Consider the following 25,454-nt stretch of genomic DNA (forward strand, 5'->3'; position numbering starts at 1 on the left):
TCTCCTGACTAATGTGGCAAGGTGCGCCGGTAGCGCGTCATGCGAAATTCAATGCGGCGGATCAGCCCGTCGAGCAGGCTGTTGAGTGCCCAGTAGCTGAGCGCTACGGTGAGGTAGATCTCCAGCGGAGCATAGGTCTCGGAGATCGCTTCCTTAGCTGCGTACATAAACTCCTGTACTGAGACGATGGAGAGCAGCGCGGAATCCTTGATCAGACCGATGAGCAACCCGACCAGCGGGGAGAGCATCTGTGGCAGCGTCTGCGGAAGTGCCACATCACGCAACTGCTCCATCCGGCTCAGCCCGAGCACGCGACACGCCTCCCACTGACCGCGCGGCAGCGTCTCAATCGCACTGCGTATAACCTGGGCAACGTAAGGGGCGTAGTAGAGCGTCAGCGCCAGCACGCCTGCCTGCGGCGAGCTGAGGGTGATGTTATAGTCTGGCAACACGAAATAGAGCAGATAGATCACCACCAGCAACGGCAGCGCCTGGGTTAGCGCACTGTATAAACGCAACAGCTTTCGCCAGAAATGGGGAGCGCGCAGCATACCGATCGCCATAATGATGCCCCACAATAACGAGCATAATGCAGCGACGGCGCAGAGTTGCAGCGTCACCGCCATCCCCTCGCCAAGTGAGGGCAGTGCTGTAAGAATCGCCTGCCAGTCCATCATAGGCGTTTCCCTCTGAGTTCCAGCCGGCGGGCAATGCGCATCAGCGGCAGCGCGATTAACAGATAGCCCGCCGCGACCAGCAGTAATACCTGGGTTGCCTCATAGGTACGTGCGATCACAATCTGTCCGGCGTAGGTCAGTTCGGTAAGCGCCACCACCGACGCCAGTGGCGTGGTCTTGAGCAGAATAGTAAATTCGCTCACCAGCATCGGCAGGCTCGATCGCACGACCTGCGGGTTGATTACATACCACCAGGTCAGCCACCGGCTCAGTCCCAGTGTGCGTGCCGCTTCGCGCTGACCGCGCGTCACCAGGCTCTGATTCACGCGCAGAATCTCAGCCACGTAAGCGCCACTATTGAATCCAATGGCGATCACCGCCGCCAGCATGGGATGTCCACCAAGACCAAGACGTGGCAGGGTGAAAAAGACCACAAACAGCTGCACGATGGCGGGAGTGCCGCGCATCAGGCTGATATAGAGGCGGCCTGCGCAGCGCCACAACCAGAAGCGGCGCAGCTGAAGAAAACAGCCAAGCTGGCCCATCACAAGGCTAAGCAGCGCCGCCAGCAGCGTGAGTGAGAGCGTCATCAGCAGACCATGTCCCAGTTCGGGCAGAGCGCTGACCACCTGTTCATTCAGCCCCATCACCCACTAATCCTCGTTAAAATCGAAAAGATTTTCCGCAACGGCAAGGCGAAGCGGCGCAGGCTGGTCATTACCCTCAATACCGGTATTGCAGGCAGAAACGACAAACTGCATATCCATGGTGACGCGGCAGGTAATCGCGTCGCCAGCCCGGGTCAGGTTGGGTTCGGGCAGTATCTCTCCCGCCTGCGTTAGTCTGACGTGCATGAAGAGATTGATGGGGTCTGGCAGCTTCGGTGCCCGGATGCCGAGACGCGACAGCTCGCGACTGACTGCCTCCACACACCCCTCATCCTGATACCCCCGCGAGGCCAGGAAGTCGCGCGTTGAGGCGGGCAGCAGCAGGTCATGGCGCTTTACGCTATCTTTGCCCAGCACCATCATCGGGCGGCGGCGATTGTTTACCAGGCGCATGCCGGAGCCGAGCAGATAACTGTTGCTGAATACGCGGGTGTGATGAACAGAGAGCCATACCGTCGGATCCACAAGGCTGAAACCGAACAGCGATGCCACAGCGCCCGGTGCCAGCGCGCTGATGCGCAGCAGCTGGCCCCGCAGAACCTGAATCGAACCCACACTGCCCGCCGCGACGGTGAGCGGGGCGGCAACCGAACGCGGTGCATCTTCTGTAAAACCTTCACGCATAAGCAGCATGGGTGACCTCCGCAGGTTCGCTGTCATGGATCTCAATGGCGATCGGCGTGACCTGCAGGCCATTACCGGGAATGATGTCCTGAGGACAGGATGAGACGGCGCAGATGAGATCGCACAGCGCCTCGAAGACGATCCTGTCACCGGCCTGACTGTGGGGATCGGTAACTTCCATGCGGCCATCGGCCGTCACCGGGCCGTTCTGAAACAGGTTGAAGGGTTCCGGCAAGGCGTAATAGGTGATGCCGTGCGCCTTCATCCCTTCCAGCAGGTTATCGACGCAGTTGCGATGGCCTTCCACACCGAAATCGACACTAAAACGGGTGCGATCGCAAGCTGGGACGTTGGCATCGTGAATACCAATGGTGTCGGAGACGATGCGCAGCAGCGGCCGATTTTCGCTGGACCAGAGTGAATCCCCCGGTCTGAAGAAAAGCGAGCGAAGATGCTGGCGGGTATGCACCGGCGAGAGTTTCTCATCATGATTCGCTGCATTCACCGCAACGAAATCGGCAGCCTGCTGGCCCTCGCTGTCGATGATGGTAATCAGCTGGCCTTTACGAACCAGAAAAGTGCGGCCGTGCCCGGCGGGTATGGTGAAAGAGAGAGGGCTCATCGCTTACTCCGCGGGAATGAAGTTGGTGGCGGGCACGGTAAAAGTGGTGCCGAGATAGTGCTTCTGCAGTGCGGCAAGTTTACCGCTCTGCTGCATGGCCAGAATATGATCACTGATTGCCTTGTTCAGGCTGAGATCCTCTTTACGCGTGGCCCAGGCCATCCACTGCGAAGGGTCCACTTCTCCGGCCTGTACTAATTTGTCGGGATACTTCTTCACGATCGGTGCCAGCACCGCAATATCATCCAGCACAAAGTCAGCGCGTTTTGTCATCAGCGTACTGACGGTTTGATCCAGGGTATCGACACTGATGATGATAATGGGCGGTTTACCCGCTTTCTTCAGCGCCTCATTGAAGCTTTTCAGCAACTGCTCCGGCACGCTGGCGCTCTTCACTGCGCCACGCAGCCCTGACAGGCGCTCAGGAGAGAGTCCGGATTTGCTGATCTTTTCGGCGTCGCTTTTACGCATCAGGACACCGTTAACGGTTTTGCTGTAGGGCACGGTAAACAGCACTTTCTTCGCGCGCTCTGCGGTGACGTTGAGTGATGATCCTTCCGCGTTAAAAGATCCTGAGATCAGACCGGGAAGAATGCCGCTGAAGGCGGTTTTCTGAAACACCAGTTTCACGCCGAGATCGTCGGCAAACGATCGCATGATGGCCACGCTGTAACCGGTGACCTCGCCATTATCACTGGTGTATTCATAGGGCGGGAAGGTCGGGTCGATGCCGACCGTGATTTTGCCGGCACTTTTAATGTCCGTTAGCGTATCAGCCTGCGCCGCACTGACGGCAAGCAGTGCGGCGATAAGCAGTGCGATTTTTTTCATTATGGTGGTCCCTGGTATGGGTGAAGGTCACCTGTACCTGAGCAGTTTTTGTGCCACGTTGTGACAGTGATGAAGCAGATGGCTGATGCGCTACCTGCTTTTGTAAACAGAATCAGTGAGAAACGTGAGTTTCATATAATGATATTTATTTTTCTTTTGTTTCTGTGAGGAGGTTAAGAGGGCTGGCACGCCGGACAGCGGCGCACCTTTACAGGGCGTCAGATGAACAAAAATGCGTCAGCGTAGCGCACTATTCCAGCTCGTCGAGTTGCTGGTGCAGCACCTCAATTGCGGCAAGGCGTTCGCTACCGGCCTTACCTGAATGGCGTGCTACCAGCGAGCAAAGCAGATTACAGACGCCGGAGAGCGCCACCGTGCTGTCAAAAATCAGAGTGCTATCGGTATGGCAGCGCAGTGTCCAGCACGCGTGGCGTGCAGGTTTTCCCGCCAGCGCATCGGAGAGATAGAGCATGGGAACCTGCTGCACGCTGAGTGCTGCCATTGCCGTATCCAGCGCGGGCATACGGCGGCGGAGACCGACGCAGATTGCCATATCCTGCGGGCCGAGCGTCGCAAGCTGTTCGGCCAGAGAATCGCCCGCGCGTGGTAGTAGCGTAACGCTGGGATGAACGTGCAGCAGATTGCGATAAATCAGGGCAGCAATAGTCTGACTGTGACGCCAGCCCAGCACCACGACGCGGCGCGCCTGGGCTATCGCCTCAACGCACGCCTGTAGTGTTTCCCCATCCAGCGAGCGGAAGGTATTGACCAGATTGGCAATCTCTTTTTCAAGATGCTGCTGCATAAGGCTGTCGAGTGGGGAAGCGCTGACGCCGGAGTGCAGATAAAGCGGCGATCCGCTGTTCTGCATCTCGCGCGCCTGACGACGCGCCGCCTCGTAGCTTTCATAGCCGAGATGACGAAAAAAACGGGTAGCGGTGGCTTTGGAGACGCCTGCGCTCTGCGCCAGTTCTGTGGCTGTATTCATCGCCAGCTGGCCGGGAGCCGCGAGCAGCACCTCCGCCAGCCGTTGTTCGTGAAGGGAAAGCTCATCCCAGTATTGTCGAATACGGCCCTCGAGGGGGACCGGTTTGGCGCTCATGGGGGATTCCCTGAAAATGAAAAACCTTATCCTGCACAGTGTGTGCCGGGTTGTCATCTGTTTTGACCTTTGCACGCAGGCAGGCAACAATTTCCTCCGCCGCTGTTCGCCGCCGCGCGCAAAATATTGTATGCTATGCCGCCTTAAAGCTGACCAGGTAACCGGACTTCACGCCAATGTAACGTCGCGCTGACCCGCCAACGATAAAAGATCGTTTTTGGCACCGTTTACCCGCCGGTAAGGTTCTGCCGGCCACCGTGATTTATCAGCAGCGCCAGTACGTTGCGCTGCCTATTGAGAAGAATTCCATGTCTAATCCCTTTTTAGAAGAGGTGGCACGCCGCCGCACCTTCGCGATCATTTCGCACCCGGATGCCGGTAAAACCACCATTACCGAAAAAGTGTTGCTGTTCGGACAGGCTATCCAGACCGCCGGTACCGTAAAAGGCCGTGGCTCTAACCAGCACGCCAAGTCGGACTGGATGGAGATGGAGAAACAGCGTGGTATCTCCATTACCACCTCGGTGATGCAGTTCCCTTACCGTGATAGCCTGGTAAACCTGCTGGATACCCCAGGTCACGAAGACTTCTCGGAAGATACCTATCGTACGCTGACCGCCGTTGACTGCTGTCTGATGGTGATCGATGCCGCGAAAGGCGTCGAGGATCGTACCCGTAAGCTGATGGAAGTCACCCGTCTGCGCGATACGCCGATCCTGACCTTTATGAACAAACTTGACCGTGATATCCGCGATCCAATGGAAGTGCTGGATGAGGTGGAAAGCGAGCTGAAAATTGCCTGCGCACCGATCACCTGGCCTATCGGCTGCGGCAAGCTGTTCAAAGGGGTTTATCACCTCTACAAAGATGAGACCTATCTCTACCAGACCGGTAAAGGCCACACCATTCAGGATGTCCGCATCGTGAAGGGGCTGGATAATCCGGATCTCGACACTGCCGTCGGTGAAGAGCTGGCCGCACAGCTGCGTGAAGAGCTGGAGCTGGTGCAGGGCGCCTCGCACGAATTTGAGCAGGAAGCTTTCCTGAGCGGCAAACTCTCACCTGTCTTCTTCGGCACCGCGCTGGGTAACTTTGGCGTTGACCATATGCTGGACGGACTGGTTGAGTGGGCGCCACGTCCTATGCCGCGTGACACCGACACCCGCACGGTAGAAGCGAAAGAAGAGAAGTTCAGCGGCTTCGTGTTTAAGATCCAGGCCAATATGGACCCGAAACACCGCGACCGTGTGGCCTTTATGCGTGTGGTCTCCGGTAAATATGAAAAAGGGATGAAGCTGCGTCAGGTGCGTACCGGCAAAGATGTGGTGATCTCAGACGCCCTGACCTTTATGGCGGGCGACCGTTCACACGTTGAGGAAGCCTATCCCGGCGATATCATTGGTCTGCACAACCACGGCACGATTCAGATTGGCGACACCTTCACGCAGGGTGAGAACATGAAGTTCACCGGTATTCCGAACTTCGCGCCAGAACTGTTCCGTCGTATTCGTCTGCGCGATCCACTGAAGCAGAAACAGCTGCTGAAAGGGCTGGTTCAGCTGTCGGAAGAGGGTGCCGTGCAGGTGTTCCGTCCGGTGCATAACAACGATCTGATTGTTGGCGCGGTCGGGGTACTGCAGTTCGATGTGGTAGTGGCACGTCTGAAAAGCGAATATAACGTTGAAGCCATTTACGAAGCGATTAACGTCTCAACGGCGCGCTGGGTTGAATGCGACGATGCTAAAAAGTTTGATGACTTCCAGCGTAAGAATGAAGTTAACCTGGCGCTTGATGGCGGTGATAATTTGACTTATATCGCACCAACCATGGTTAATCTTAATATTACTCAGGAACGTTATCCTGACGTCCGTTTCCGCAAAACGCGCGAGCACTAATCGCCTGTTTCCGGGCCATTCCAGCTGGGAATGGCCCTGTTTTCCCCCTTCCAGACTCCTCCTAAAAACCCTGTTTTTCTTCTGTTTTGACGTGTGATCAACCAGTTAGCCAGGCAAATTGCAAAATGCCGTCTATGATTACTCTATCGGACGGCGGAAGAGACTTCTCTTGTCCTTACGTCCTGTTACGCAGCGGCCTTTGTTGCCTCTGTTTCGCCCACAGTTTTGGGTGAGTTAACTGATAGAAGGAAGATATCGATGAACAAGACTAAGATTGCTAAAACCCTGATGGCCGCCATGATTGGCTCAGCACTGATCAGCGGCAGCGCACTGGCTGACGAATCAATGTCGCAGAAAGCGTCACAGACAGCCGACAGCGCGGGTTCGAAAATCGATAGTTCTATGAAAAAAGTCGATGGTTATATGGATGACAGCGGCATCACTGCCAAAGCTAAAGCAGCGCTGGTAGATGACGACGCAATTAAAAGCACGGATATCTCGGTAAAAACGCATAGCGGCGTCGTGACCTTAAGCGGTTTCGTCACCTCACAGGACCAGGCTGAAAAAGCGGTCGCTGTGGTGCAGAAAATCGAAGGTGTTAAATCCGTCAGCGACAAACTACACGTCAGAGACAGCAAATCATCTTCAGTGAAAGGTTATGCCGGTGATGCCGCAACGACCAGCGAAATTAAAGCTAAGCTATTAGCAGATGACATTGTTCCGTCGCGCAACGTAAAAGTTGAGACTACCGACGGTGTTGTTCAGCTTTCAGGGCATGTTGCTAATCAGGCACAGTCAGATCGTGCAGAAAGCATCGCTAAAGCCATTGAAGGCGTGAAAAGCGTTAAGAATGACCTGACGGTTAAATCTTAATAGCTAACGTGTGGCCGCTCAGGTGGCCACACGAATAAAAGATACCCATCCGGGGATAAACTAAGCAGTTCGATTTTTAAATAGGGTAAGGAGAGGCTTATGTTTCGTTGGGGCATTATTTTTCTGGTGATCGCACTGATCGCTGCAGCATTAGGTTTTGGCGGTTTAGCGGGCACAGCAGCATGGGCAGCTAAAGTTGTCTTCGTCGTTGGTATTATCCTGTTCCTCATCAGCCTGTTTACCGGCCGTAAAAAGCTTTAGCCGATGAGTTCTGCAGTCTAATGCAACGCAAAGCATAGAGCGGAGACCAGTCATCTGTAGCGACTGACGTGAAGAGAGGGACACTTTCACATCGCTGCAAGGTAAGCCAGCACCGCTGGCCTGCCGGTTAAAGGAATAGTTGACTGGTTCTCCGGCATGCTGCCGTCATAAACGGATCGATCCTCCAGCATACCCGGAGCCCTTTTTGAGGTTCGCACAGTGGGTATACGCATTCCTGTTACACTCGGCGCCATTGAACCTCTGGCCCTGACACCCTTTAAATCTCAGAAAATTGCGTTGGTGTGTGAAGGCGGCGGTCAGCGCGGCATTTTCACCGCAGGCGTTTTAGACGAATTCCAGCGCGCCCGATTTAATCCCTTTCATCTGATGCTCGGTACCTCTGCCGGTGCGCAAAATCTCTCAGCGTTTGTCTGTGGCCAGCATGGCTATGCCCGTCGTGTCATTACCCGATACACAACCAGTAAACTCTTTTTTGATCCGCTGCGCTTTGTGCGTGGGGGCAATCTGATCGATCTCGACTGGCTGATCGATATCACCCGCAGTGAATTCCCGCTGGCGATGAGCAGTGCGGAACCGTTGTTCTCCAGCGGCCGTGAGTTCTATATGTGCGCCTGCCGCAGCGATGACTATACGCCCGGTTATTTTAATCCCACGGCGGATAACTGGCTGGATCTGATTAAAGCCTCCAGTGCCATTCCCGGTTTTTACCGGCTGGGCGTCAATCTGGAAGGGATCAGTTATCACGATGGCGGCATCAGCGATGCCATTCCGGTGCGTGAAGCCGCCCGACGCGGGGCCGATACGATTGTGGTGATCCGCACCGTGCCGTCGCAGATGTTCTATACCCCGAAATGGTTTAAGCGCATGGAGCGCTGGCTCAGCACCGGCGCGCTGCAGCCGATGATTAACGTCCTGAATAAGCATGAGCAGAGCTATCGGGAAATTCAGCAGTTTATTGAGAATCCCCCCGATGATTTACGCATCATTGAAATTTTCCCGCCCCACGTACTGGCCAGCAGTGCGCTGGGCAGCAGCATCGCGGCACTGAATCAGGATTACCATCTGGGACGGCGCTGTGGTCGCTATTTCCTCGCTACGCTGGGCCAGTGGCTGAGTGATGCAGAACCGATGGTCTCAGCGCGGGTCGTTACGCCGCCTGCGCCGGTCGCCAATGCGCCCGATACCCGGTTGATCATCACACCTCCGCTGGCGGACAATGATGCGGATTACGACAAAGGATCGCTGGCATGAGGTTTATCGACACGCACTGTCACTTCGACTTTCCACCGTTCGAAGGGGATATCGCCGCCAGTCTGGCGCGCGCCGCTGAGGCGGGCGTGGAGAAGATCATCATCCCGGCGATTGATGCCAGCCGTTTTGAACGGGTCTGTGCGCTGGCCGCAGCACATCCGCCGCTGTACGCGGCGCTGGGCCTGCATCCGATTGTCATCGAACATCATCAGAACGCCCATCTCGATCAGCTGGAAACCTTACTGCAACAGCGGCCGCGTAAACTGGTGGCGATCGGTGAGATCGGGCTGGATCTCTATCGCGACGATCCGCAGTTTGATAAGCAGCAGCGCTTTCTTGAATCACAGCTTAAGCTGGCAAAGCGTTATGCGTTGCCGGTGATCCTGCATTCGCGCCGGACCCATGACAAGCTGGCACAGATTCTGCGTCGTCACGATCTGCCACGCCGTGGCGTGGTGCACGGTTTCGCTGGCAGCCTGCAACAGGCGCAGGCCTTTATTAAGCTGGGTTATGCGATTGGCGTTGGCGGAACCATTACCTATGAACGCGCCAGCAAGACCCGTCAGACCGTGGCGCAACTGCCGCTCTCTTCGCTTTTGCTGGAAACCGATGCACCCGATATGCCGCTGCAGGGTTTCCAGGGCCAGCCAAACCGTCCGGAACGGGCGCGTCAGGTGTGGCAAGTGCTCTGCAGCCTGCGGAATGAGTCACCTGAAGAGATTGCCGATGCGCTGTGGCACAACAGCCAGCAGCTGTTTCAGCTCGATCCCGCTTTCCCGGCGCTGCGTAACTGACTGTCCGCCTTTCGCCTGAACGCTACCCCTTGCGCTAAAATGTGATAATAGTAACATTGCACCTGCTGGCGTATAATCGTCCTCAGGTAGTGTAATTTGCGATTTCAGTCACGTTTCATGTGGCAGGATTGCACCATTTTCTTATTCCAATGTGACTGCTGGCACATATCAGGCCGCTTCAGAGTGTTATTATTATAACATTCCGCCGGCAAGCCGGTGGGTTGCACCCCAATCCTTTGGAGAGCCTCATGACCGATATCAAACACCTTGCCCTGCGCGCCCTGAAACTGATGGATTTGACCACCCTGAATGACGACGACACCGATGCAAAAGTGATCGCCCTGTGTCATCAGGCTAAATCCCCGGCAGGCAACACTGCGGCAATCTGTATCTATCCGCGCTTTATTCCGATCGCGCGTAAAACGCTGCGCGAGCAGGGCACCCCGGAGATCCGCATCGCCACGGTGACCAACTTCCCACACGGCAATGACGACATCGACATTGCACTGGCCGAAACCCGCGCCGCTATCGCTTACGGTGCCGATGAAGTGGACGTGGTGTTCCCGTACCGCGCACTGATCGCCGGTAACAGTCAGGTCGGTTTCGATCTGGTGAAAGCCTGTAAAACCGCTTGTGCTGAAGCGGACGTGCTGCTGAAAGTGATCATCGAAACCGGTGAGCTGAAACAGGAATCGCTGATCCGTCAGGCCTCCGAAATTGCCATTGATGCGGGTGCTGATTTCATCAAAACCTCTACCGGTAAAGTACCGGTTAACGCTACGCCAGAAGTAGCGCAGATCATGATGAATGTGATCCGTGACAAAGGCGTCAGTAAGCAGGTTGGCTTTAAACCTGCGGGCGGCGTACGTACCGCTGAAGATGCCGCGATCTATCTGCAAATGGCAGAAGATACGCTGGGTGCCGACTGGGCCGATGCGCGCCATTTCCGCTTTGGTGCATCAAGCCTGCTGGCGAGCCTGCTTAACACGCTGGGTCACGACAGCGACACCAGCAAAGCGGGTTACTGATCCCTCAGGCGGTCGGTGACCGCCTGTTCCCCATCCTGTTTTCCCTGACCAGGGGGCTACCTTGTTCCTGCCACAAGAAATTATTCGCAAAAAACGTGACGGCCATGCGCTGACTGAAGAGGAGATTCGCTTCTTCATTAATGGCGTGCGTGATAACACCGTCTCGGAAGGTCAGATCGCCGCGCTGGCGATGACCATCTACTTCCACGATATGACGCTGCCAGAACGGGTTGCGCTGACCATGGCAATGCGTGATTCCGGTACGGTGCTTAACTGGAAATCACTCAACCTTAACGGGCCAGTGGTGGATAAGCACTCGACCGGCGGTGTCGGCGATGTAACGTCGCTGATGTTAGGTCCGATGGTTGCCGCCTGCGGCGGATATGTGCCGATGATCTCCGGTCGCGGCCTCGGCCATACCGGCGGCACGCTGGATAAACTGGAAGCGATTCCGGGCTTCGATATCTTCCCCAGCGATGACCGCTTCCGCGAAATTATTAAGCAGGTTGGTGTGGCGATTATCGGCCAGACCAGCTCGCTGGCACCGGCGGATAAGCGCTTCTACGCCACGCGTGACATCACCGCTACCGTCGATTCCATTCCGCTGATCACCGCTTCGATTCTGGCGAAGAAGCTGGCAGAAGGGCTGGATGCGCTGGTGATGGATGTCAAAGTGGGTTCCGGCGCGTTTATGCCCACCTATGAAGCATCAGAGAGTCTGGCGCAGTCGATTGTGGGCGTCGCCAATGGTGCCGGCTGCCAGACCACCGCGCTGCTGACAGACATGAACCAGGTTCTCGCTTCTTCAGCCGGTAACGCACTTGAAGTGCGTGAAGCGGTTCGCTTCCTCACCGGCGAACAGCGCAATCCGCGCCTGCTGGAAGTGACGCTGGCGCTCTGCAGCGAAATGCTGATCTCCGGCAAACTGGCTGCCAGCGATGCCGAAGCACGTCAGAAGCTGATGACGGTGCTGGATAACGGCAAAGCCGCCGAGGTGTTTGGTCGCATGGTGGCTGCCCAGCAGGGACCGGCTGATTTCATTGAACGCTACGACACCTATCTGCCCCAGGCGATGCTGAGTAAACCGGTCTACGCCGACCAGCCAGGCATCGTCAGCAGCATGGATACCCGTGCGCTGGGCCTTGCGGTTGTGGCGATGGGCGGCGGACGTCAGCGTGCCAGCGACAGTATCGATTACAGCGTTGGCTTCAGTGAGATGATCACCCTGGGCGAGCGTGCCGATGCACAGCGTCCGCTGGCGATGATTCACGCCAGCAGCGAAGACAAATGGCAGCAGGCTGCCGCTGCGGTTAAAGCCGCACTGGTACTCGGGGATTCCGCGCCAGCTGAGACGCCGGTTGTCTATCGCCGTGTGAGCGATATCAGCTAACTGACCAGTAACCGGTGCCAGCCGTGATGCATTCGGGTATACTGATCTGATCGCTTTTTTTTGACTTGTCACGCGCCATAGCGCAGGAGACTTGCATGAAACGTGCTTTTATTATGGTGCTCGATTCCTTTGGAATTGGCTCCAGTAAAGATGCCGATAAATTCGGTGACGTGGGTTCAGATACCTTAGGTCATATCGCCGAAGCCTGTTTTAACGGTGAAGCAGACAAGGGGCGTAAAGGTCCATTGCATCTGCCTAATCTCACCGCGCTGGGTCTGGGCAAAGCCGCAGAGCTCTCTACCGGCCGCTTCCCGCCAGGCCTGGATCCTGAAGCGAAGATCACTGGCGCGTACGCGTACGCCAGCGAGCTTTCGTCAGGTAAAGATACACCGTCAGGCCACTGGGAGATCGCTGGCGTGCCGGTGCTGTTTGACTGGGGCTACTTCAGCGACAAAGAGAACAGCTTCCCGCAGGAACTGCTGGACAAGCTGGTTGAGCGTGCAGACCTGCCGGGCTATCTCGGTAACTGCCACTCTTCCGGTACAGTGATTCTCGACCAGCTGGGCGAAGAGCACATGAAAACCGGCAAGCCGATTTTCTATACTTCTGCCGACTCGGTGTTCCAGATCGCCTGTCACGAAGAGACCTTTGGTCTGGATCGTCTCTATGCGCTGTGCGAAATTGCCCGTGAAGAGCTGACTGAAGGTGGCTACAACATTGGCCGCGTTATCGCCCGTCCGTTTGTGGGTGACAAAGCGGGTCAGTTCGAGCGTACCGGCAACCGTCACGACCTGGCCGTCGAGCCGCCATCTGCCACTATGCTGAAAAAGCTGGTGGACGAGAAGGGCGGCCATGTGATCTCCGTGGGTAAAATCGCGGATATCTATGCCGAGCAGGGCATCACCAAAAAGGTCAAAGCGACCGGTCTGGATGCGCTATTTGATGCGACGATTCAGGAGATGAAAATCGCGCCGGATCAGTCGATAGTCTTCACCAACTTTGTTGATTTCGACTCAACCTGGGGACATCGTCGCGATGTAGCCGGTTATGCGGGTGGTCTGGAGCTGTTTGACCGCCGTCTGCCTGAGCTGATGGCGCTGGTTGGCGAAGATGACATTCTGATACTGACGGCTGACCATGGCTGTGACCCGACCTGGCATGGCACCGAACACACGCGTGAGCACATTCCGATTCTGATCTACGGACCGAAAGTGGAGCCGGGTTCACTGGGATACCGTGAAACGTTCGCCGATATTGGTCAGACAATTGCACACTACTTTGGCCTGTCCGAGATGGACTATGGCAAGAACATGCTGTAAATCAGCACTTTAATAAGGATTAAACAATGGCAACCCCACATATTAATGCTGAAATGGGCGATTTCGCTGACGTCGTACTGATGCCTGGCGATCCGCTGCGTGCAAAACACATCGCAGAGACCTTCCTGGAAAACGCGGTTGAAGTGAACAACGTGCGCGGCATGCTGGGCTACACCGGCACCTACAAAGGCCGCAAAGTCTCTGTAATGGGTCACGGAATGGGTATCCCTTCCTGTTCCATCTACACCAAAGAGCTGATCACGGACTTCGGCGTTAAAAAGATCATCCGTGTGGGCTCCTGTGGTGCCGTACGTGCCGACGTAAAACTGCGTGATATCGTGATTGGTATGGGTGCCTGCACCGATTCCAAAGTAAACCGTATGCGTTTTAAAGATCACGACTTCGCTGCGATTGCTGACTTCGACATGGTGCGTAACGCGGTTGATGCGGCGAAAAACCTGGGCGTTGAAGCGCGCGTGGGTAACATCTTCTCTGCCGATCTCTTCTACACCCCGGATCCGCAGATGTTCGACGTGATGGAAAAATATGGCATCCTCGGCGTAGAGATGGAAGCTGCAGGTATCTATGGTGTGGCCGCTGAGTTCGGTGCAAAAGCGCTGACCATCTGTACTGTATCCGACCACATCCGTTCCGGCGAGCAGACCACTGCTGCTGAGCGTCAGACCACCTTCAACGACATGATTAAGATTGCGCTGGAGTCTGTCCTGCTGGGTGATTAATCCGCGCGGCGGGTAATCGTTCCCGCCCGCTATCCGATCCCCTGTTCAGATCCTCCTTTGCGGGAGGATCTGATTTTCCCGCCTCGCCGTCCCGGTAACATTCACATCAAATGACACACTTTTGCTGAGGCTTGTGCATCTTCGCGCTGGCACCTCTGCATCCGGGCCTTATCATAGTGCGCAATAACAGATAAAAATTAATCGCCTGATATGCCTCCTGATGAACTTTCGTAACTTTGATGCTGAAGAGAAGCTGTTTGCCCGTCGTGCCGCAATAGCCTTTGCTCTGGTCTGTATCTGTTTCACCATTCTTGGCGTAAACCTTTATCGCCTGCAGGTGCGCGATCATAGCTACTACCAGACGCGATCCAACCAGAACGACATCAAGATGATCCCCATCGCCCCGACGCGTGGGCTGATTTATGACCGCAACGGTATTCCGCTGGTGCGCAACGTCAGCTGGTACGCCATTACGCTGACCCCATACAAAATCACCGATATGGACGCCACACTGCGGGCGCTGACACCTTTAATTAATCTGACGCCCGATGAGATTGATACGTTCCGCCGTGCCCTGAAACAGACCAGTCGTTACAAGCCGGTGGTGCTGAAAGAGGAGCTGAATGAAGAGCAGGTCGCGCGCTTTGCAGTTAATCAGTTTCGCTTTACCGGTGCCAGTCTGGAAACCTATCAGGATCGCCAGTATCCCTATGGCGCCGATCTGGCACACGTGCTCGGTTATGTGTCGAAAATCAACGACAGCGACTACAAACGGCTGAACGCAGAAGGCATCGCCGAAAACTATGCCGCTGACCACAATATTGGTAAGCAGGGGATTGAGGGCTATTACGAATCGCTGCTGCACGGCAAGCCGGGTTATCAGGAAGTGGAGGTGGATAACCACGGCCGCATTGTGCGGGTGCTGAAAGAGGTGCCGCCAGTGGCGGGTAAAAACCTGACGCTGACGCTGGACCTGCATCTGCAACAATATATAGAGAGTCTGCTGGCGGGACAGCGTGCGGCGCTGCTGGTTGAAGATCCGCACGACGGCTCAGTGCTGGCGATGGTTTCCAGCCCCAGTTACGACCCCAACCCCTTTGTAAAAGGCATCAGCTATCAGGCCTACAAAAAGCTGCTGCAGGATAAAGACCTGCCGCTGATTAACCGCGTCACGCAGGGCCTTTATCCGCCTGCCTCCACGGTGAAACCCTATATGGCGATGTCGGCGCTGCTGACCCATGTTATTACGCCACAAACGCAGTTCTTTGGCGCGCCGACCTGGACGCTGCCAGGCACGGATCGGCACTATCGCGACTGGAAAAAGAGCGGGCACGGCATGCTGGATGTCACCCGGGCGATTGAAGAGTCTGCCGATACCTTCTTCTATCAGGTGGCATTCATGATGGGCATCGACCGGATTCACACCATGCTGAGCCAGTTTGGCTATGGCAAGTCGACCGGCATCGACCTCAATGAAGAGTACAGCGGCTTACTGCCGAGCCGTGAATGGAAGCAGAAGGTCCATAAAAAGACCTGGTATCAGGGCGATACAGTGTCTGTGGGTATCGGGCAGGGCTACTGGGTTGCGACGCCGATTCAGATGGTGAAGGCGATGGTGGCGCTGATTAATAATGGTCGGGTCATTGCACCGCATCTGCTGGAAAAAACCCAGCGCGGCACGCTGGTTGAGAACTACCATCCCGCGCAGCGCGAGGCGCAGATTGGCGATCCGCATTCACCCTACTGGTCGCTGGTTCGACACGCGATGTTTGGCATGGCTAACGCGCCAAATGGCACAGGTTATAAATATTTCCACACGGCACCTTATGGCATCGCCGCGAAGAGTGGAACATCGCAGGTGTTCAGCCTGCGCCAGAACCAGACTTATAACGCGAAGATGATCCCGGTGCGGCTGCGTGACCATATCTTCTACACCGCTTTTGCGCCGTTTAATGACCCGAAAGTGGCGGTGGCGTTGATTCTGGAGAATGGCGGTAATGAAGGGATTGTTGCGGCACCCGTAATGCGGGCGATTCTGGATCACATCTTTATTCCTTCAGCACCCGAAGCACCTGCTCAGCCTGCACCGTAAAAAGGGGGCGATTGCCCCCTCAACGTGTCAGGCTTTAAGTGTTTTAGTCACCTGACTGATGGCGCGCACGACGTCGGTTGCGCCTTCACGGATTTCCGCAATCACGCCGCCCGCCTCCTGGGCCAGCTGCACGCCTTGATCAGCGCGTTTCAGGTTCGATTCAATCCCTTTCAGCGCCCGGTTCGCCAGCAGGTGGTTTTGCTGTACCCGATTTTCAATGTCGCTGGTGGCGCGATTGATGTTCGCCGCCAGCGTGCGGACTTCGTTAGCGACCACCGCAAAGCTGCGGCCATGAGCTCCGGCACGCGCGGCTTCGATTGCGGCATTCAGCGCCAGCAGGTTAGTCTGATCGGCTATCCGGCGGATACCTTCCACAATCGCGCCGATACGATCGGAGGATTCACTCAGGCCAGTGATGTCACCCGAGATCCCCTGCAGTTCACCGGCCAGGGCGTTCATGGTCTGCACACTGCTGGCGATAACATCAGCCCCCAGCTTTGTGCTGTGATCGGTTTGCAGCGCAGTGTGATAAGCCCGCTGTGCCGCGTCATGCTCCTGCTGGTTTTTTTCCACCTGTGCGGTGACATCGGTGGCGAATTTAACGATCTTGTAGAGCCTGCCCTGTTCGTCAAATACCGGATTGTAGGTGGCACGCAACCAGACCGTTTCACCGCGTTTATTCACGCGGGGAAACTGACCCGAGACAAATTCTCCCCGGTTCAGCTGCTGCCAGAATTCACTGTATTCGCGGCTCTCACGCAGGGCCTGCGAACAGAAGCGACTGTGATGAATGCCTTCCACCTCTTCACGACGGTATCCCATGGTTTTCAGGAAGTTGTCATTGGCTTTCAGCACTTCACCTTTAAGGTTAAAGGCGATGACTGCCATTGACCGTTCAATGGCGGTGGTGATGGCGCGCTGCTCATGCGCATCGTTAATATGACCGGTGATGTCGGTCGCCAGTTTGACGATTTTGATCACCCGGCCATGACGGTTCTGTACCGGCACATAATTGGCTTCCAGCCAGATTGGGCGGCTGTTTTTTGCCATACGCAGAAACTTATTGCTGAAGCTTTCGCCCCGGTTCAGTCGCAGCCAGAAATCCTGATACTCCCGCGACTGCAGCTGTTCCGGAGTGCAAAACAGGCTGTGGTGCTGGCCTTCAATCTCAGCCAGCGTGTAGCCCATGCGCGCCAGAAACAGCGCGTTGGCGCTGAGAATGGTGCCATCGGGAGAGAACTCAATCATGGCGATGGAGCCGTTGAGAGAGCTCAGCGTGGCAACTGAGTGTGAGCGCTTCTGCCAGCTATGGCGCGAAGCGATGCCTGATGTAATGGTGGAAAACATAGCGATCCTTATTATTAGTGTTGGTCTCGCATCCTATATCGGCAAAATCGCGGCACAATGCAGCCTTAACTCGCTCCGCTGAGTGAAATTTATACGGCTTGCCGTGAGGTTTTTGCGGCGGCTCAAAACCAGTCATTGAGTTGATGGAAAAGCGGTCAATCGAGTGAGTTTCGGCGAAAAGCGTTTGACGCTGCCGGGCCGCTTTGGTTTAATGCGCCCCGTTGCCCGAATAGCTCAGTCGGTAGAGCAGGGGATTGAAAATCCCCGTGTCCCTGGTTCGATTCCGGGTTCGGGCACCAAAATTCAAAGAACCCGCCTCTGGCGGGTTTTTGCGTTTATAGAGCGAACCCGTTATCGAAGGTTCGATTCACTCGCCACGTTCCTGTGGCTCGCCCTCCGGGTCGCGCTGGCACGCGATGCAAAAATGCTCCCGGCATTTTTGTCCGGGTTCGGGCACCATCTTTAAAGAACCCGCCTCTGGCGGGTTTTTGCGTTTGTAACACTAATCCGGTCCACCTGACTCCATACCTTCCCGAACAATCCGAATTTGGTCTCTAACCGCCCATTCCGGCTCTTAATTCAGTAGCAACACAAATAGATTTCACGTCGAAATCACTTTGCTGTCCCGGCTCTGTGCTGCATTGCAAGAGCGTTGCCGCCTGAAATCCTGTCCAGCCTGCAATTGACCGGGGCTAATCGTGTTTTATAAGGCACCCTTTACAGAATCAACCTGACAGGCACAATAGCCCTTTTTCCAGCTCCGTCACGGTCATGTCAGAAGAAGCGCTGCGTCTGCAGATACAGAACCTGAAAAAGCATAATGCGCGTCTGAAGCGTATAGCGCATGACGCCCGTACAAAGCTTAACGCGGCGCTCGATGGTACCGGACTGTTCCTGTGGCAGCTTGATATTCCCAGTGGCAAGCTGGTGATCTTCAACCGGCGCTGGGGAGCGATGCTCGGGTTCCAGCCGAAAGAGACCGACGCCAATTTCGAATCCTGGAAGGAGAGTCTGCATCCCGAGGATGCCGATGAGGTTTTGCAAGCCTTTAACGATCACATCGCCGGGAAAGCGCCTTACTACGAAGCACTTCACCGCATGATTGCCAAAAACGGCAGTATTACGTGGGTGCTGGATCGGGGGCGGGTCAGTGAGTGGAATGCCCATGGCGAGCCTGTCAAAGTCATTGGCACGCATATCGACATGACCAAAGAGAAGCAATATGAAGAGCAGCTTGCCCTGCTGGCGCTTCACGATCCCCTGACGATGCTTAACAATCGCCATGCTTTGCAGAACTATTTCTGTGAGCTGAAAGCACAGGGGCCACTCTGTGTCATCTTTATCGATCTGGATAACTTCAAACACGTCAACGACACCCTGGGTCATCGCAGCGGTGATGAAGTGCTGATCCAGCTAAGCCATCGGTTTACCGAACTCGCGCCAGCAGAAGTGATGATTGGCCGGCTCGGCGGTGATGAGTTCGTACTGTTATTGCCGTTTGCGATTGACCATCCGCAGGTCAGACAACTGGCCCATGCCTGCCTTGACGCCGTGCTTGCCCCATTTGATATGGCAAATGGTCACGCCCTGATAGGGGCTTCTGTCGGGGTGTCACAGGTACAGGGAAGAGATGATTTTGATACTGCCCTTGCGCGCGCTGATGAAGCGATGTACCGCATTAAGAAAAACGGCAAGCGCGGCGTGGCGTTTGATCACGCTTTCCCGGATCCACTCTGACTCCGATTAACCCGGCATAGGCTTTGCCAGCTCCTGTTGAAAGACTTTATCTTCAGTTACTGCCTACTCTCACCCACAACATTTTGTACTTTGTTTTGCGCCTGCGTGTGCAATTTCCGCGTATCGCTGCAAAAATCACTTTTAGTACTATTCTGAAAATTCAATTTCACTGCCAGAATATGTAAGTCTTACCGCTTCGGTTAAAGTGCAATATCCGACTTAAATCCGAGTCTCTTTCAAATTAAAAAATTTATTCAAATCAGGATAATTGATCATTTAATGATCAATTTCGGCTGTTTTCAGCTATCGTGATCAAGGTTTACGCTTCGCTTATTTACAACGATAAGAAGGGGAAGTTAAAATCCTATTTATCGCTTCGCTTAGTGAAATTGATCGTTTGTTGATCATATTCACTACCTGATATTGATTAAACTATCCACTTACCGCTTCGCTTATATTTTTTTCAATTGGACATTTTTTGAAAATGATCGATTAATAGGGCGCGGCGATTTTAGTTATAAAGCTTTTTCATGCCGCGGCTCTTTTATCAATAGAAAGGAGCATTGGTTGAAATCCGCTATCAATCCGGTTGAGGGTATTACGAGCAATAAACCAGAACTGTGACGGGTTTTTTATTTATCTCACTTGATTGGTCCGTTTTTCTGACTACATTTATGTTGCTGAATCGGCCTGATGAAGTGTTAACTGTGCAAATTCCAATTTTTAATATTCAAAGAGGACGCATATGACTCAATATCGCGGTGGGGCCGGGAATTTTGCGGCCGACAAAGAGCGTGCTGCTGAAGCAGGACGCAAAGGAGGCCAGAAAAGCGGCGGTAACTTTAAGAACGATCCTGAACGTGCCATTGAAGCGGGGCGCAAAGGAGGTAAGGTTAGCCGCCGGAGCTGAAAGTCTTTAACACTGCTGTGACGGCAGGGTTACTCTGTTAGCCGGGCATTTTGAATCTGTTTAGTTCCTCGCGAAGATAATTACTCCCTGAATTATGTCATTGCTCCATCATTGGCAATAGCGGGAGCTGTTAATTGAACCGGAAGAGTTTACTCTTCCGGTTTTTTATTTCCGATAGGTTAAAGCTATACGATTTAATAAAACCGTGTACAACTAAGTTTTGACTGGTTCTTTTTTTATGCAGTTAATCTGAAAAAATGTATACAGTGTTTTATTACTTTGTACAAATTACGATGCAGCTAGCGAAGCCGCAAACATAAAAACATTCCCCTGCTAAATGTCTGCTGTAAAAAGGAAAATGCATTTCACATGCCACTTTTGTCTTAAATTCATACTGACGCAGCGTGCGATATTAAAAATCTCCACTAGACTTTTCAGGTGTCAACGATATGACTGGCGTTGCGTTATTACCGACGCAGCGTTTTAAACAATGAGGCTATCTTATGACAGTGAAAACGTTAAACGACCTGTTCATCCATGACCTATCCGATGTTTACAGCGCTGAGAAACAGATAACCCGTGCATTACCTAAAATGGCGCGTGCAGCCAGTGACGAAAATCTTATCGCTGCGTTTAATCAGCATCTGGAAGAGACCCGTGCGCAGATTGAACGACTCGACGAGCTGGTGGAAGTGACACCTGAAGTCAAAATTAAAAGAATGAAATGTCATGCGCTTGAAGGTCTGGTTGAAGAAGCACAGGAAATTATCGACTCGGTTGAAAAAGGTGAGATTCGCGATCAGGGGCTGATTGGTGCTGCACAGAAAGTTGAGCACTATGAGATCGCGACCTACGGCACTCTGCATGCGCTGGCACTGAAGCTGGGTTACACCAAAGCGGCAGAGCTACTGGAAGCTACTCTGAACGAAGAGAAGCAAACGGATGAGAAACTCACCCAGGTAGCCGAGTCTATTACCGTCTCTTAAGGAGTAATACATGACTGCGATAGAACATTATCATGACTGGCTGCGCGATGCGCATGCCATGGAAAAGCAGGCTGAAAGTATGCTGAGCAAGATGGCTGGCCGTCTTGAGCACTATCCGGCGCTGGAACAGCGTCTGGCGCAGCATCTGGAAGAGACTAAACATCAGCTGACACTGCTGGAGCAGCTGCTCGACACTCACGGTATCGATCACTCTGTGATGAAAGATGCGATGGGCAAAATGGCGGCGGCCGGTCAGGCTGTTGGCGGTATGTTCAACTCGGATGAAGTCGTGAAGGGCGCTATCAGTGGTTATGTCTTCGAGAATGCTGAGATCGCCAGCTACACCAGCCTGATTGCCGCGGCAGAGCAGGTAGGTGATACGCAGGGCGTACGCATACTTAACGAGATCCGTGACCAGGAAGTGGCGATGGCTGAGTGGCTGCTGCAGAACCTGCCAGAGATCACTCAGCAGTTTCTGCAGCGTGCGTCACAGCCGGGCGTGGAAGCGAAGAAGTAGTGCTGAATAGCGCGCATGAAAAAGCCGGGGATTCCCGGCTTTTTGCGTTAGTGCTTTTCAGGCTGGTGATGTTCAGTCAGCCATTAAATGTCCATACATCGTCATCAGCTTACGCGTCACGCCGTTAGTCCAGCCAAAGCCATCCTGTAACGGATATTCACCGCCGCCGCCAGGACGCGCACGCTCACCGCTGATGTCATATTTCTCTACCAGCTTGTGATGCAACTGATAGAAGTTATTGACCGTATTCAGCCAGTTCACAGCCACTTCTGTTGCCAGCGTCTCTTCGCCATAGTTATTCAGGCCAACAATTGCCATCCACTGCATGGGTGCCCAGCCGTTAGGCCGATCCCACTGCTCCCCGCTTTCGACCATTGAGGTCAGCAGACCGCCGTTGCTCAGCAGCAGATGACGCAACGAGATCGCCTGCAGATGCGCCTGATGCGGCGTCGCCAGGCCCACAAACAGCGGAACCACTGAAGCTACGGTAAAGGCACCGAAACGCTCACGACGCCAGTCATAGTCGCGGAACACACCGGCGGTGCTGTCCCACAAATAACGGGTAATCGCACGTTTACGCGCTTCCGCCTTTTTCTGCCACGCCAGCGCCGTCAGCTCTTCACCTTTGGCGTGCGACAGGGTCGCGATCATCAGCTCCAGCTTGTACAGGAATGCGTTCAGATCGATGGGGATAAACTGTGTCGTACGGATGCTCGACAGGCGTTTCGGATTTCTCAGCCAGCGAGAGGAGTAATCCCAGCCTGACTCCGCGCCAGCACGCAGATCACGATAGACTTCGCTGGCCGGACGTTTAGATTCGCGGGCGGTTTCGACATCTTCCATCCACGACTCATCACGCGGCGTATCACGATCATCCCAGTAGCGGTTCAGCAGGGAGCCGTTTGGCATCCGCACTACGTGACGATAAGCCTGGTTCGGCATCAGTGAGCCCGCGCCATCCATCCAGAACTGGTACTCCTTCATCAGCTGTTCCTGATAGCGTTTCGCACCGCGCACGCCATCTTCTTCGAACAGCTCTACCATCAGTGCAAACACGGGCGGCTGAGAACGGCTGAGATAGTAGGTACGATTGCCGTTTGGCACATGACCGTAGTTATCGATCAGCCAGGCAAAGTTGTCCGCCATGTGACGGAGCAGATCATCGCGGCCTGATTCTGCCAGGCCGAGCATGGTGAAGTAGGAGTCCCAGTAATAGGTTTCGCCAAAGCGTCCTCCTGGCACGACATAAGGTTTCGGCAACGGCAGCAGTGATGAGTGCGGCATATGCTGTTGCGGCATTTTGGTCAGAACCGGCCACAGGTCATCAATATGCTCGTTGAGGGTTTTATCCGGGTTAGAGACATAAAAGCTTTCGTTTACGCCAGGCAGATAAAAATGATCGGCGACAAAACGCGACAGGTCGAAATCACTGCTGCGTTTCTGTCGACGATAGCGCATCAGCACATCCAGCGGATCGTACTTAGGCGAACAGTCGGGGAAGGTTTTGCTATCCTCGAAAATCCGCGACATCTGGACATGTTCAAACAGTTCCAGATAACGATCGGCAGGGGTGAGTGCATCCGGAGCCGGTAAGCCTTCAATCAACTCCGGCTCGGGCTCAGAATCCTGCATGCGTTCCAGTTTCAGTTCATGGGGATCGTATTGATACTCAACTTCCGCCCCGGCACGAACCTCTTCAAGTGCATTTTGTTGCTGGCGATGGGTATTAATAACGGCCTCCTGAGCGGTCGTGGTTGCACAAAAGACAAATTATAGACCTCTCCTTCAGCGGAACAACAATGCAGAATATCTATGAACGTAATAAAAATTGTCTATTAATCGAGGTTTTTTGATAAATCCCAGACAATTCAACCAAATATAGCAGTGTTCACAAAAAATACATTTCAGATGAATCTCTTAACGGAATGGATAAAAAAATTCAAACTGAAGAAAACTGGCGTTTATTCACATTTTGTAAAAGATAGCCGGGCCGAAAAGGGTGCAGAAAATGGCATACGTAACGGAACGCCGCGCAGAAAGGAGCAGGGAACTAAGCGGGCCTGGTTGCCCGCTCGTTGACAGCAGAATCAGGTGTTCGCCAGCGCCGCGCGAACGACTGTCTGCCAGGGCGTGGTCGGGCGACCAATCAGTTTGCTCAGCTGGCGGGAGTCATTGTACAAACCGCCTTTCTCTGCACCGGCATCCGAGTCTGCCAGCATCTCCGCCAGACTCTCTGGCAGGCCAGCACCCTTAAGCGCGGCGGCAAAATCAGCCTGAGACAGATTGACGTAATCAACCTTCTCACCACTCTGCGCGGCAATCTCTGCAGCAAACTGCGCCAGCGTGTAGCTGTCGTCGCCTGCCAGTTCATACACTTTGCCCGCCTGATCCTCACGGGACATGACTTCAGCCGCCGCTTCAGCGTAATCCTGACGGGCTGCAGACGCGATGCGACCTTCACCCGCCGCGCCGATAAATGCATGATGTGCCAGCGCAGGTGGAATGCTGGCGGCATAGTTTTCGGTGTACCAGCCATTACGCAGCAGGGCGAAGGGGATGCCGGAGGCTTTCAGCAGCGCTTCTGTGGCGCGATGTTCAACGCCTAAGCCCAGTGGTGAGGTGTCCGCATGCAGCAGGCTGGTATAGGCGATGAAGCCTACGCCCGCCGCCTGTGCCGCTTCAATAACGGCTTTATGCTGCGCTTCACGCTGACCCACCTCACTGCCGGAGATGAGTAGCAGTTTATCGACGCCTGCAAAAGCGGCCCTGAGCGTTTCTGGCTGACTGTAGTCGGCCTGTCGGACCGTGATGCCCTGCGCCGCAAGATCGGCCGCTTTGGCGGGTGTACGGACAGCAGCGACGATCTCTTCTGCCGGCACTTTTTTCAGTAAAGCTTCGATAACGAAACGGCCCAGCTGGCCGGTGGCACCTGTTATTGCAATCATGCTATGACTCCTGTGGCTGTTGTTGAAATCCAGACTAAGATATAAACTAATTTTTAGTAAGTACTTACAGAAATGTTAGTTAAGGTGTGCTGATTAAATGTCTGATAAATTGAGTGAAAAATTTAGTCGCGGTGAATTACTTAACGTTAATTGTCCGTCGCGTGATGTGCTGAAACGCGTGACCAGTCGCTGGAGTGTATTGATTCTGCTGGCCCTTCAGGATCAAACGCTGCGCTTCAGTGAATTGCGCCGCACGGTCGGGGGCGTCAGTGAGCGAATGCTGGCTCAGAATCTGCGTTACCTGGAAGAAGATGGCTTCGTGCAGCGAATTGCTTACGATGTGGTGCCTCCGCACGTGGAATATCGCCTGACCCCGCTTGGACGTGAAGTCGGTGAGCAGGTTGTGGGCCTGGCAGACTGGCTGGAACTAAACCTGGGCCGGATTCTGGCGCAGCGCGAAAAATCTGCAGCAGAGTAAAGCTACCCCGTCTCAGCCGTCAGAATGTGACGGCATCGATATTTTTACCTGAAAATTTCTGAGCCCACTTTTGTTTACTGCCTCTCTGATGCCGCAGCCATGCGATAGCAATGGAAATAGATCCTTCAGGCTTTTCGTCCTGTTGCTGATTATTAAGTCGTTTTATCAATCTTCGGGTCGCAATATAGGAGAGTGTGTTGAGCGCTGTTAATAGTGAGGCGTTTTTTGACTCATTTATTTAACATCTTAATGTGTGTTTAACTTCGTGTTTTCTACTTTATTTTATCCATACTCACCTCAGGATTAGTAAGCATTAAACAAAAAAGAAAACAAAACGGCAGAGATG

24 protein-coding genes and 1 tRNA gene are annotated in these 25,454 nt (G+C 54.2%); 16 read left to right on the top strand and 9 right to left on the bottom strand.

Translation table 11 applies throughout. The annotated features are described in order from the left end of the window. Window positions 1-8 precede the first annotated feature (8 nt). From KTJ90_RS03330 to KTJ90_RS03355, 6 genes are all read right to left on the bottom strand, one after another. On the bottom strand, window positions 9-674 hold the full coding sequence (locus KTJ90_RS03330; protein ID WP_003848524.1) for an amino acid ABC transporter permease: 666 nt from the start codon (window positions 672-674) through the stop codon (window positions 9-11). Continuing rightward, on the bottom strand, window positions 674-1,324 hold the full coding sequence (locus tag KTJ90_RS03335; protein ID WP_003848526.1) for an amino acid ABC transporter permease: 651 nt from the start codon (window positions 1,322-1,324) through the stop codon (window positions 674-676). Before KTJ90_RS03335 ends, KTJ90_RS03330 begins: the two co-directional genes overlap by 1 nt. A gap of 6 nt (window positions 1,325-1,330) precedes the next feature. Beyond that, window positions 1,331-1,978 (bottom strand): urea carboxylase-associated family protein, encoded by a 648-nt coding sequence (locus KTJ90_RS03340; RefSeq protein WP_033761425.1) that lies wholly within the window; start codon window positions 1,976-1,978, stop codon window positions 1,331-1,333. Continuing rightward, a complete protein-coding gene (locus KTJ90_RS03345; protein ID WP_033761428.1) occupies window positions 1,962-2,591 on the bottom strand; it encodes a DUF1989 domain-containing protein in 630 nt (209 codons plus the stop codon). Before KTJ90_RS03345 ends, KTJ90_RS03340 begins: the two co-directional genes overlap by 17 nt. Before the next feature lie 3 nt (window positions 2,592-2,594). After that, complete coding sequence (locus KTJ90_RS03350; protein WP_499025931.1) at window positions 2,595-3,422, bottom strand: type 2 periplasmic-binding domain-containing protein; 828 nt, start codon at window positions 3,420-3,422, stop codon at window positions 2,595-2,597. A gap of 250 nt (window positions 3,423-3,672) precedes the next feature. Next, window positions 3,673-4,524 (bottom strand): MurR/RpiR family transcriptional regulator, encoded by an 852-nt coding sequence (locus KTJ90_RS03355; RefSeq protein WP_182630109.1) that lies wholly within the window; start codon window positions 4,522-4,524, stop codon window positions 3,673-3,675. Between the two features lie 308 nt (window positions 4,525-4,832). Between KTJ90_RS03355 and prfC the strand changes: the two genes are divergently transcribed. The 10 genes from prfC (at window position 4,833) to mrdA (ending at window position 16,188) form a co-directional block, all read left to right on the top strand. Next, the gene (gene prfC / locus KTJ90_RS03360) at window positions 4,833-6,419 is read left to right on the top strand and encodes a peptide chain release factor 3 (protein WP_008925708.1); all 1,587 of its coding nucleotides are present in this window, start codon (window positions 4,833-4,835) and stop codon (window positions 6,417-6,419) included. Between the two features lie 258 nt (window positions 6,420-6,677). Beyond that, the gene (gene osmY / locus KTJ90_RS03365; protein ID WP_003848532.1) at window positions 6,678-7,292 is read left to right on the top strand and encodes a molecular chaperone OsmY; all 615 of its coding nucleotides are present in this window, start codon (window positions 6,678-6,680) and stop codon (window positions 7,290-7,292) included. Between the two features lie 99 nt (window positions 7,293-7,391). Then, a complete protein-coding gene (locus KTJ90_RS03370; RefSeq protein ID WP_003848537.1) occupies window positions 7,392-7,553 on the top strand; it encodes a DUF1328 domain-containing protein in 162 nt (53 codons plus the stop codon). A gap of 219 nt (window positions 7,554-7,772) precedes the next feature. Next, window positions 7,773-8,825, top strand: coding sequence for a patatin-like phospholipase family protein (locus KTJ90_RS03375; protein ID WP_008925707.1), 1,053 nt, complete (start codon window positions 7,773-7,775; stop codon window positions 8,823-8,825). Beyond that, window positions 8,822-9,619 (top strand): TatD family hydrolase, encoded by a 798-nt coding sequence (locus KTJ90_RS03380; RefSeq protein WP_039659343.1) that lies wholly within the window; start codon window positions 8,822-8,824, stop codon window positions 9,617-9,619. Before KTJ90_RS03375 ends, KTJ90_RS03380 begins: the two co-directional genes overlap by 4 nt. Before the next feature lie 248 nt (window positions 9,620-9,867). Beyond that, entirely contained in the window at window positions 9,868-10,647 is a 780-nt protein-coding gene (deoC, locus tag KTJ90_RS03385; RefSeq protein WP_008925705.1) for a deoxyribose-phosphate aldolase, read from the top strand. 61 nt (window positions 10,648-10,708) lie between these two features. Continuing rightward, window positions 10,709-12,037, top strand: coding sequence for a thymidine phosphorylase (deoA, locus tag KTJ90_RS03390; RefSeq protein WP_078804968.1), 1,329 nt, complete (start codon window positions 10,709-10,711; stop codon window positions 12,035-12,037). Between the two features lie 95 nt (window positions 12,038-12,132). Beyond that, window positions 12,133-13,356, top strand: a complete 1,224-nt coding sequence (gene deoB / locus KTJ90_RS03395; protein ID WP_110411016.1) for a phosphopentomutase — start codon at window positions 12,133-12,135, stop codon at window positions 13,354-13,356. 26 nt (window positions 13,357-13,382) lie between these two features. Beyond that, window positions 13,383-14,096 carry a purine-nucleoside phosphorylase gene (deoD, locus tag KTJ90_RS03400; protein ID WP_003848553.1) on the top strand — a complete coding sequence of 238 codons (714 nt, stop codon included), beginning with the start codon at window positions 13,383-13,385 and terminating at the stop codon, window positions 14,094-14,096. A gap of 220 nt (window positions 14,097-14,316) precedes the next feature. Beyond that, window positions 14,317-16,188 carry a penicillin-binding protein 2 gene (mrdA, locus tag KTJ90_RS03405; RefSeq protein WP_008925702.1) on the top strand — a complete coding sequence of 624 codons (1,872 nt, stop codon included), beginning with the start codon at window positions 14,317-14,319 and terminating at the stop codon, window positions 16,186-16,188. Window positions 16,189-16,215: 27 nt separating this feature from the next. On the opposite strand, the gene KTJ90_RS03410 is transcribed toward mrdA, so the two are convergent. Next, window positions 16,216-17,535, bottom strand: a complete 1,320-nt coding sequence (locus tag KTJ90_RS03410) for a methyl-accepting chemotaxis protein (protein ID WP_003848556.1) — start codon at window positions 17,533-17,535, stop codon at window positions 16,216-16,218. 223 nt (window positions 17,536-17,758) lie between these two features. Here KTJ90_RS03410 and KTJ90_RS03415 point away from each other — a divergent pair. The 5 genes from KTJ90_RS03415 (at window position 17,759) to KTJ90_RS03435 (ending at window position 21,685) form a co-directional block, all read left to right on the top strand. Then, window positions 17,759-17,834: transfer RNA gene (locus KTJ90_RS03415), tRNA-Phe, on the top strand. 472 nt (window positions 17,835-18,306) lie between these two features. Next, window positions 18,307-19,272, top strand: coding sequence for a sensor domain-containing diguanylate cyclase (locus KTJ90_RS03420; RefSeq protein ID WP_078804952.1), 966 nt, complete (start codon window positions 18,307-18,309; stop codon window positions 19,270-19,272). Between the two features lie 745 nt (window positions 19,273-20,017). Further along, a complete protein-coding gene (locus tag KTJ90_RS03425; protein WP_004571242.1) occupies window positions 20,018-20,182 on the top strand; it encodes a con-10 family general stress protein in 165 nt (54 codons plus the stop codon). Between the two features lie 503 nt (window positions 20,183-20,685). Beyond that, window positions 20,686-21,168, top strand: coding sequence for a YciE/YciF ferroxidase family protein (locus KTJ90_RS03430; RefSeq protein ID WP_004571241.1), 483 nt, complete (start codon window positions 20,686-20,688; stop codon window positions 21,166-21,168). A gap of 10 nt (window positions 21,169-21,178) precedes the next feature. After that, a complete protein-coding gene (locus tag KTJ90_RS03435; RefSeq protein WP_004571240.1) occupies window positions 21,179-21,685 on the top strand; it encodes a ferritin-like domain-containing protein in 507 nt (168 codons plus the stop codon). 72 nt (window positions 21,686-21,757) lie between these two features. Here the strand turns inward: KTJ90_RS03435 and treF are convergent, their stop codons facing one another. Both treF and KTJ90_RS03445 read right to left on the bottom strand, forming a co-directional pair. Further along, window positions 21,758-23,416, bottom strand: a complete 1,659-nt coding sequence (gene treF, locus KTJ90_RS03440) for an alpha,alpha-trehalase TreF (protein WP_050540840.1) — start codon at window positions 23,414-23,416, stop codon at window positions 21,758-21,760. Between the two features lie 356 nt (window positions 23,417-23,772). Then, window positions 23,773-24,630 (bottom strand): SDR family oxidoreductase, encoded by an 858-nt coding sequence (locus KTJ90_RS03445; RefSeq protein ID WP_312545275.1) that lies wholly within the window; start codon window positions 24,628-24,630, stop codon window positions 23,773-23,775. Between the two features lie 97 nt (window positions 24,631-24,727). On the opposite strand from KTJ90_RS03445, the gene KTJ90_RS03450 reads away from it, so the two are divergent. Then, window positions 24,728-25,108, top strand: a complete 381-nt coding sequence (locus tag KTJ90_RS03450) for a winged helix-turn-helix transcriptional regulator (RefSeq protein ID WP_004571237.1) — start codon at window positions 24,728-24,730, stop codon at window positions 25,106-25,108. Window positions 25,109-25,454 lie beyond the last annotated feature (346 nt).

The organism is Pantoea jilinensis (assembly GCF_019104105.1).
GTDB lineage: Bacteria > Pseudomonadota > Gammaproteobacteria > Enterobacterales > Enterobacteriaceae > Pantoea > Pantoea eucalypti.

Bases quoted from the DNA above. Each gene is read 5' to 3' on its own strand.
- KTJ90_RS03350 (WP_499025931.1), bottom strand. From the start codon at position 3,422: ATGAAAAAAATCGCACTGCTTATCGCCGCACTGCTTGCCGTCAGTGCG.
- deoC (WP_008925705.1), top strand. From the start codon at position 9,868: ATGACCGATATCAAACACCTTGCCCTGCGCGCCCTGAAACTGATGGAT.
- KTJ90_RS03370 (WP_003848537.1), top strand. From the start codon at position 7,392: ATGTTTCGTTGGGGCATTATTTTTCTGGTGATCGCACTGATCGCTGCA.
- KTJ90_RS03345 (WP_033761428.1), bottom strand. From the start codon at position 2,591: ATGAGCCCTCTCTCTTTCACCATACCCGCCGGGCACGGCCGCACTTTT.
- KTJ90_RS03425 (WP_004571242.1), top strand. From the start codon at position 20,018: ATGACTCAATATCGCGGTGGGGCCGGGAATTTTGCGGCCGACAAAGAG.
- osmY (WP_003848532.1), top strand. From the start codon at position 6,678: ATGAACAAGACTAAGATTGCTAAAACCCTGATGGCCGCCATGATTGGC.
- KTJ90_RS03420 (WP_078804952.1), top strand. From the start codon at position 18,307: ATGTCAGAAGAAGCGCTGCGTCTGCAGATACAGAACCTGAAAAAGCAT.
- KTJ90_RS03450 (WP_004571237.1), top strand. From the start codon at position 24,728: ATGTCTGATAAATTGAGTGAAAAATTTAGTCGCGGTGAATTACTTAAC.
- deoD (WP_003848553.1), top strand. From the start codon at position 13,383: ATGGCAACCCCACATATTAATGCTGAAATGGGCGATTTCGCTGACGTC.
- prfC (WP_008925708.1), top strand. From the start codon at position 4,833: ATGTCTAATCCCTTTTTAGAAGAGGTGGCACGCCGCCGCACCTTCGCG.
- KTJ90_RS03410 (WP_003848556.1), bottom strand. From the start codon at position 17,535: ATGTTTTCCACCATTACATCAGGCATCGCTTCGCGCCATAGCTGGCAG.
- KTJ90_RS03430 (WP_004571241.1), top strand. From the start codon at position 20,686: ATGACAGTGAAAACGTTAAACGACCTGTTCATCCATGACCTATCCGAT.
- mrdA (WP_008925702.1), top strand. From the start codon at position 14,317: ATGAACTTTCGTAACTTTGATGCTGAAGAGAAGCTGTTTGCCCGTCGT.
- KTJ90_RS03435 (WP_004571240.1), top strand. From the start codon at position 21,179: ATGACTGCGATAGAACATTATCATGACTGGCTGCGCGATGCGCATGCC.
- KTJ90_RS03355 (WP_182630109.1), bottom strand. From the start codon at position 4,524: ATGAGCGCCAAACCGGTCCCCCTCGAGGGCCGTATTCGACAATACTGG.
- KTJ90_RS03330 (WP_003848524.1), bottom strand. From the start codon at position 674: ATGGACTGGCAGGCGATTCTTACAGCACTGCCCTCACTTGGCGAGGGG.
- deoB (WP_110411016.1), top strand. From the start codon at position 12,133: ATGAAACGTGCTTTTATTATGGTGCTCGATTCCTTTGGAATTGGCTCC.
- KTJ90_RS03445 (WP_312545275.1), bottom strand. From the start codon at position 24,630: ATGATTGCAATAACAGGTGCCACCGGCCAGCTGGGCCGTTTCGTTATC.
- KTJ90_RS03380 (WP_039659343.1), top strand. From the start codon at position 8,822: ATGAGGTTTATCGACACGCACTGTCACTTCGACTTTCCACCGTTCGAA.
- KTJ90_RS03335 (WP_003848526.1), bottom strand. From the start codon at position 1,324: ATGGGGCTGAATGAACAGGTGGTCAGCGCTCTGCCCGAACTGGGACAT.
- KTJ90_RS03340 (WP_033761425.1), bottom strand. From the start codon at position 1,978: ATGCTGCTTATGCGTGAAGGTTTTACAGAAGATGCACCGCGTTCGGTT.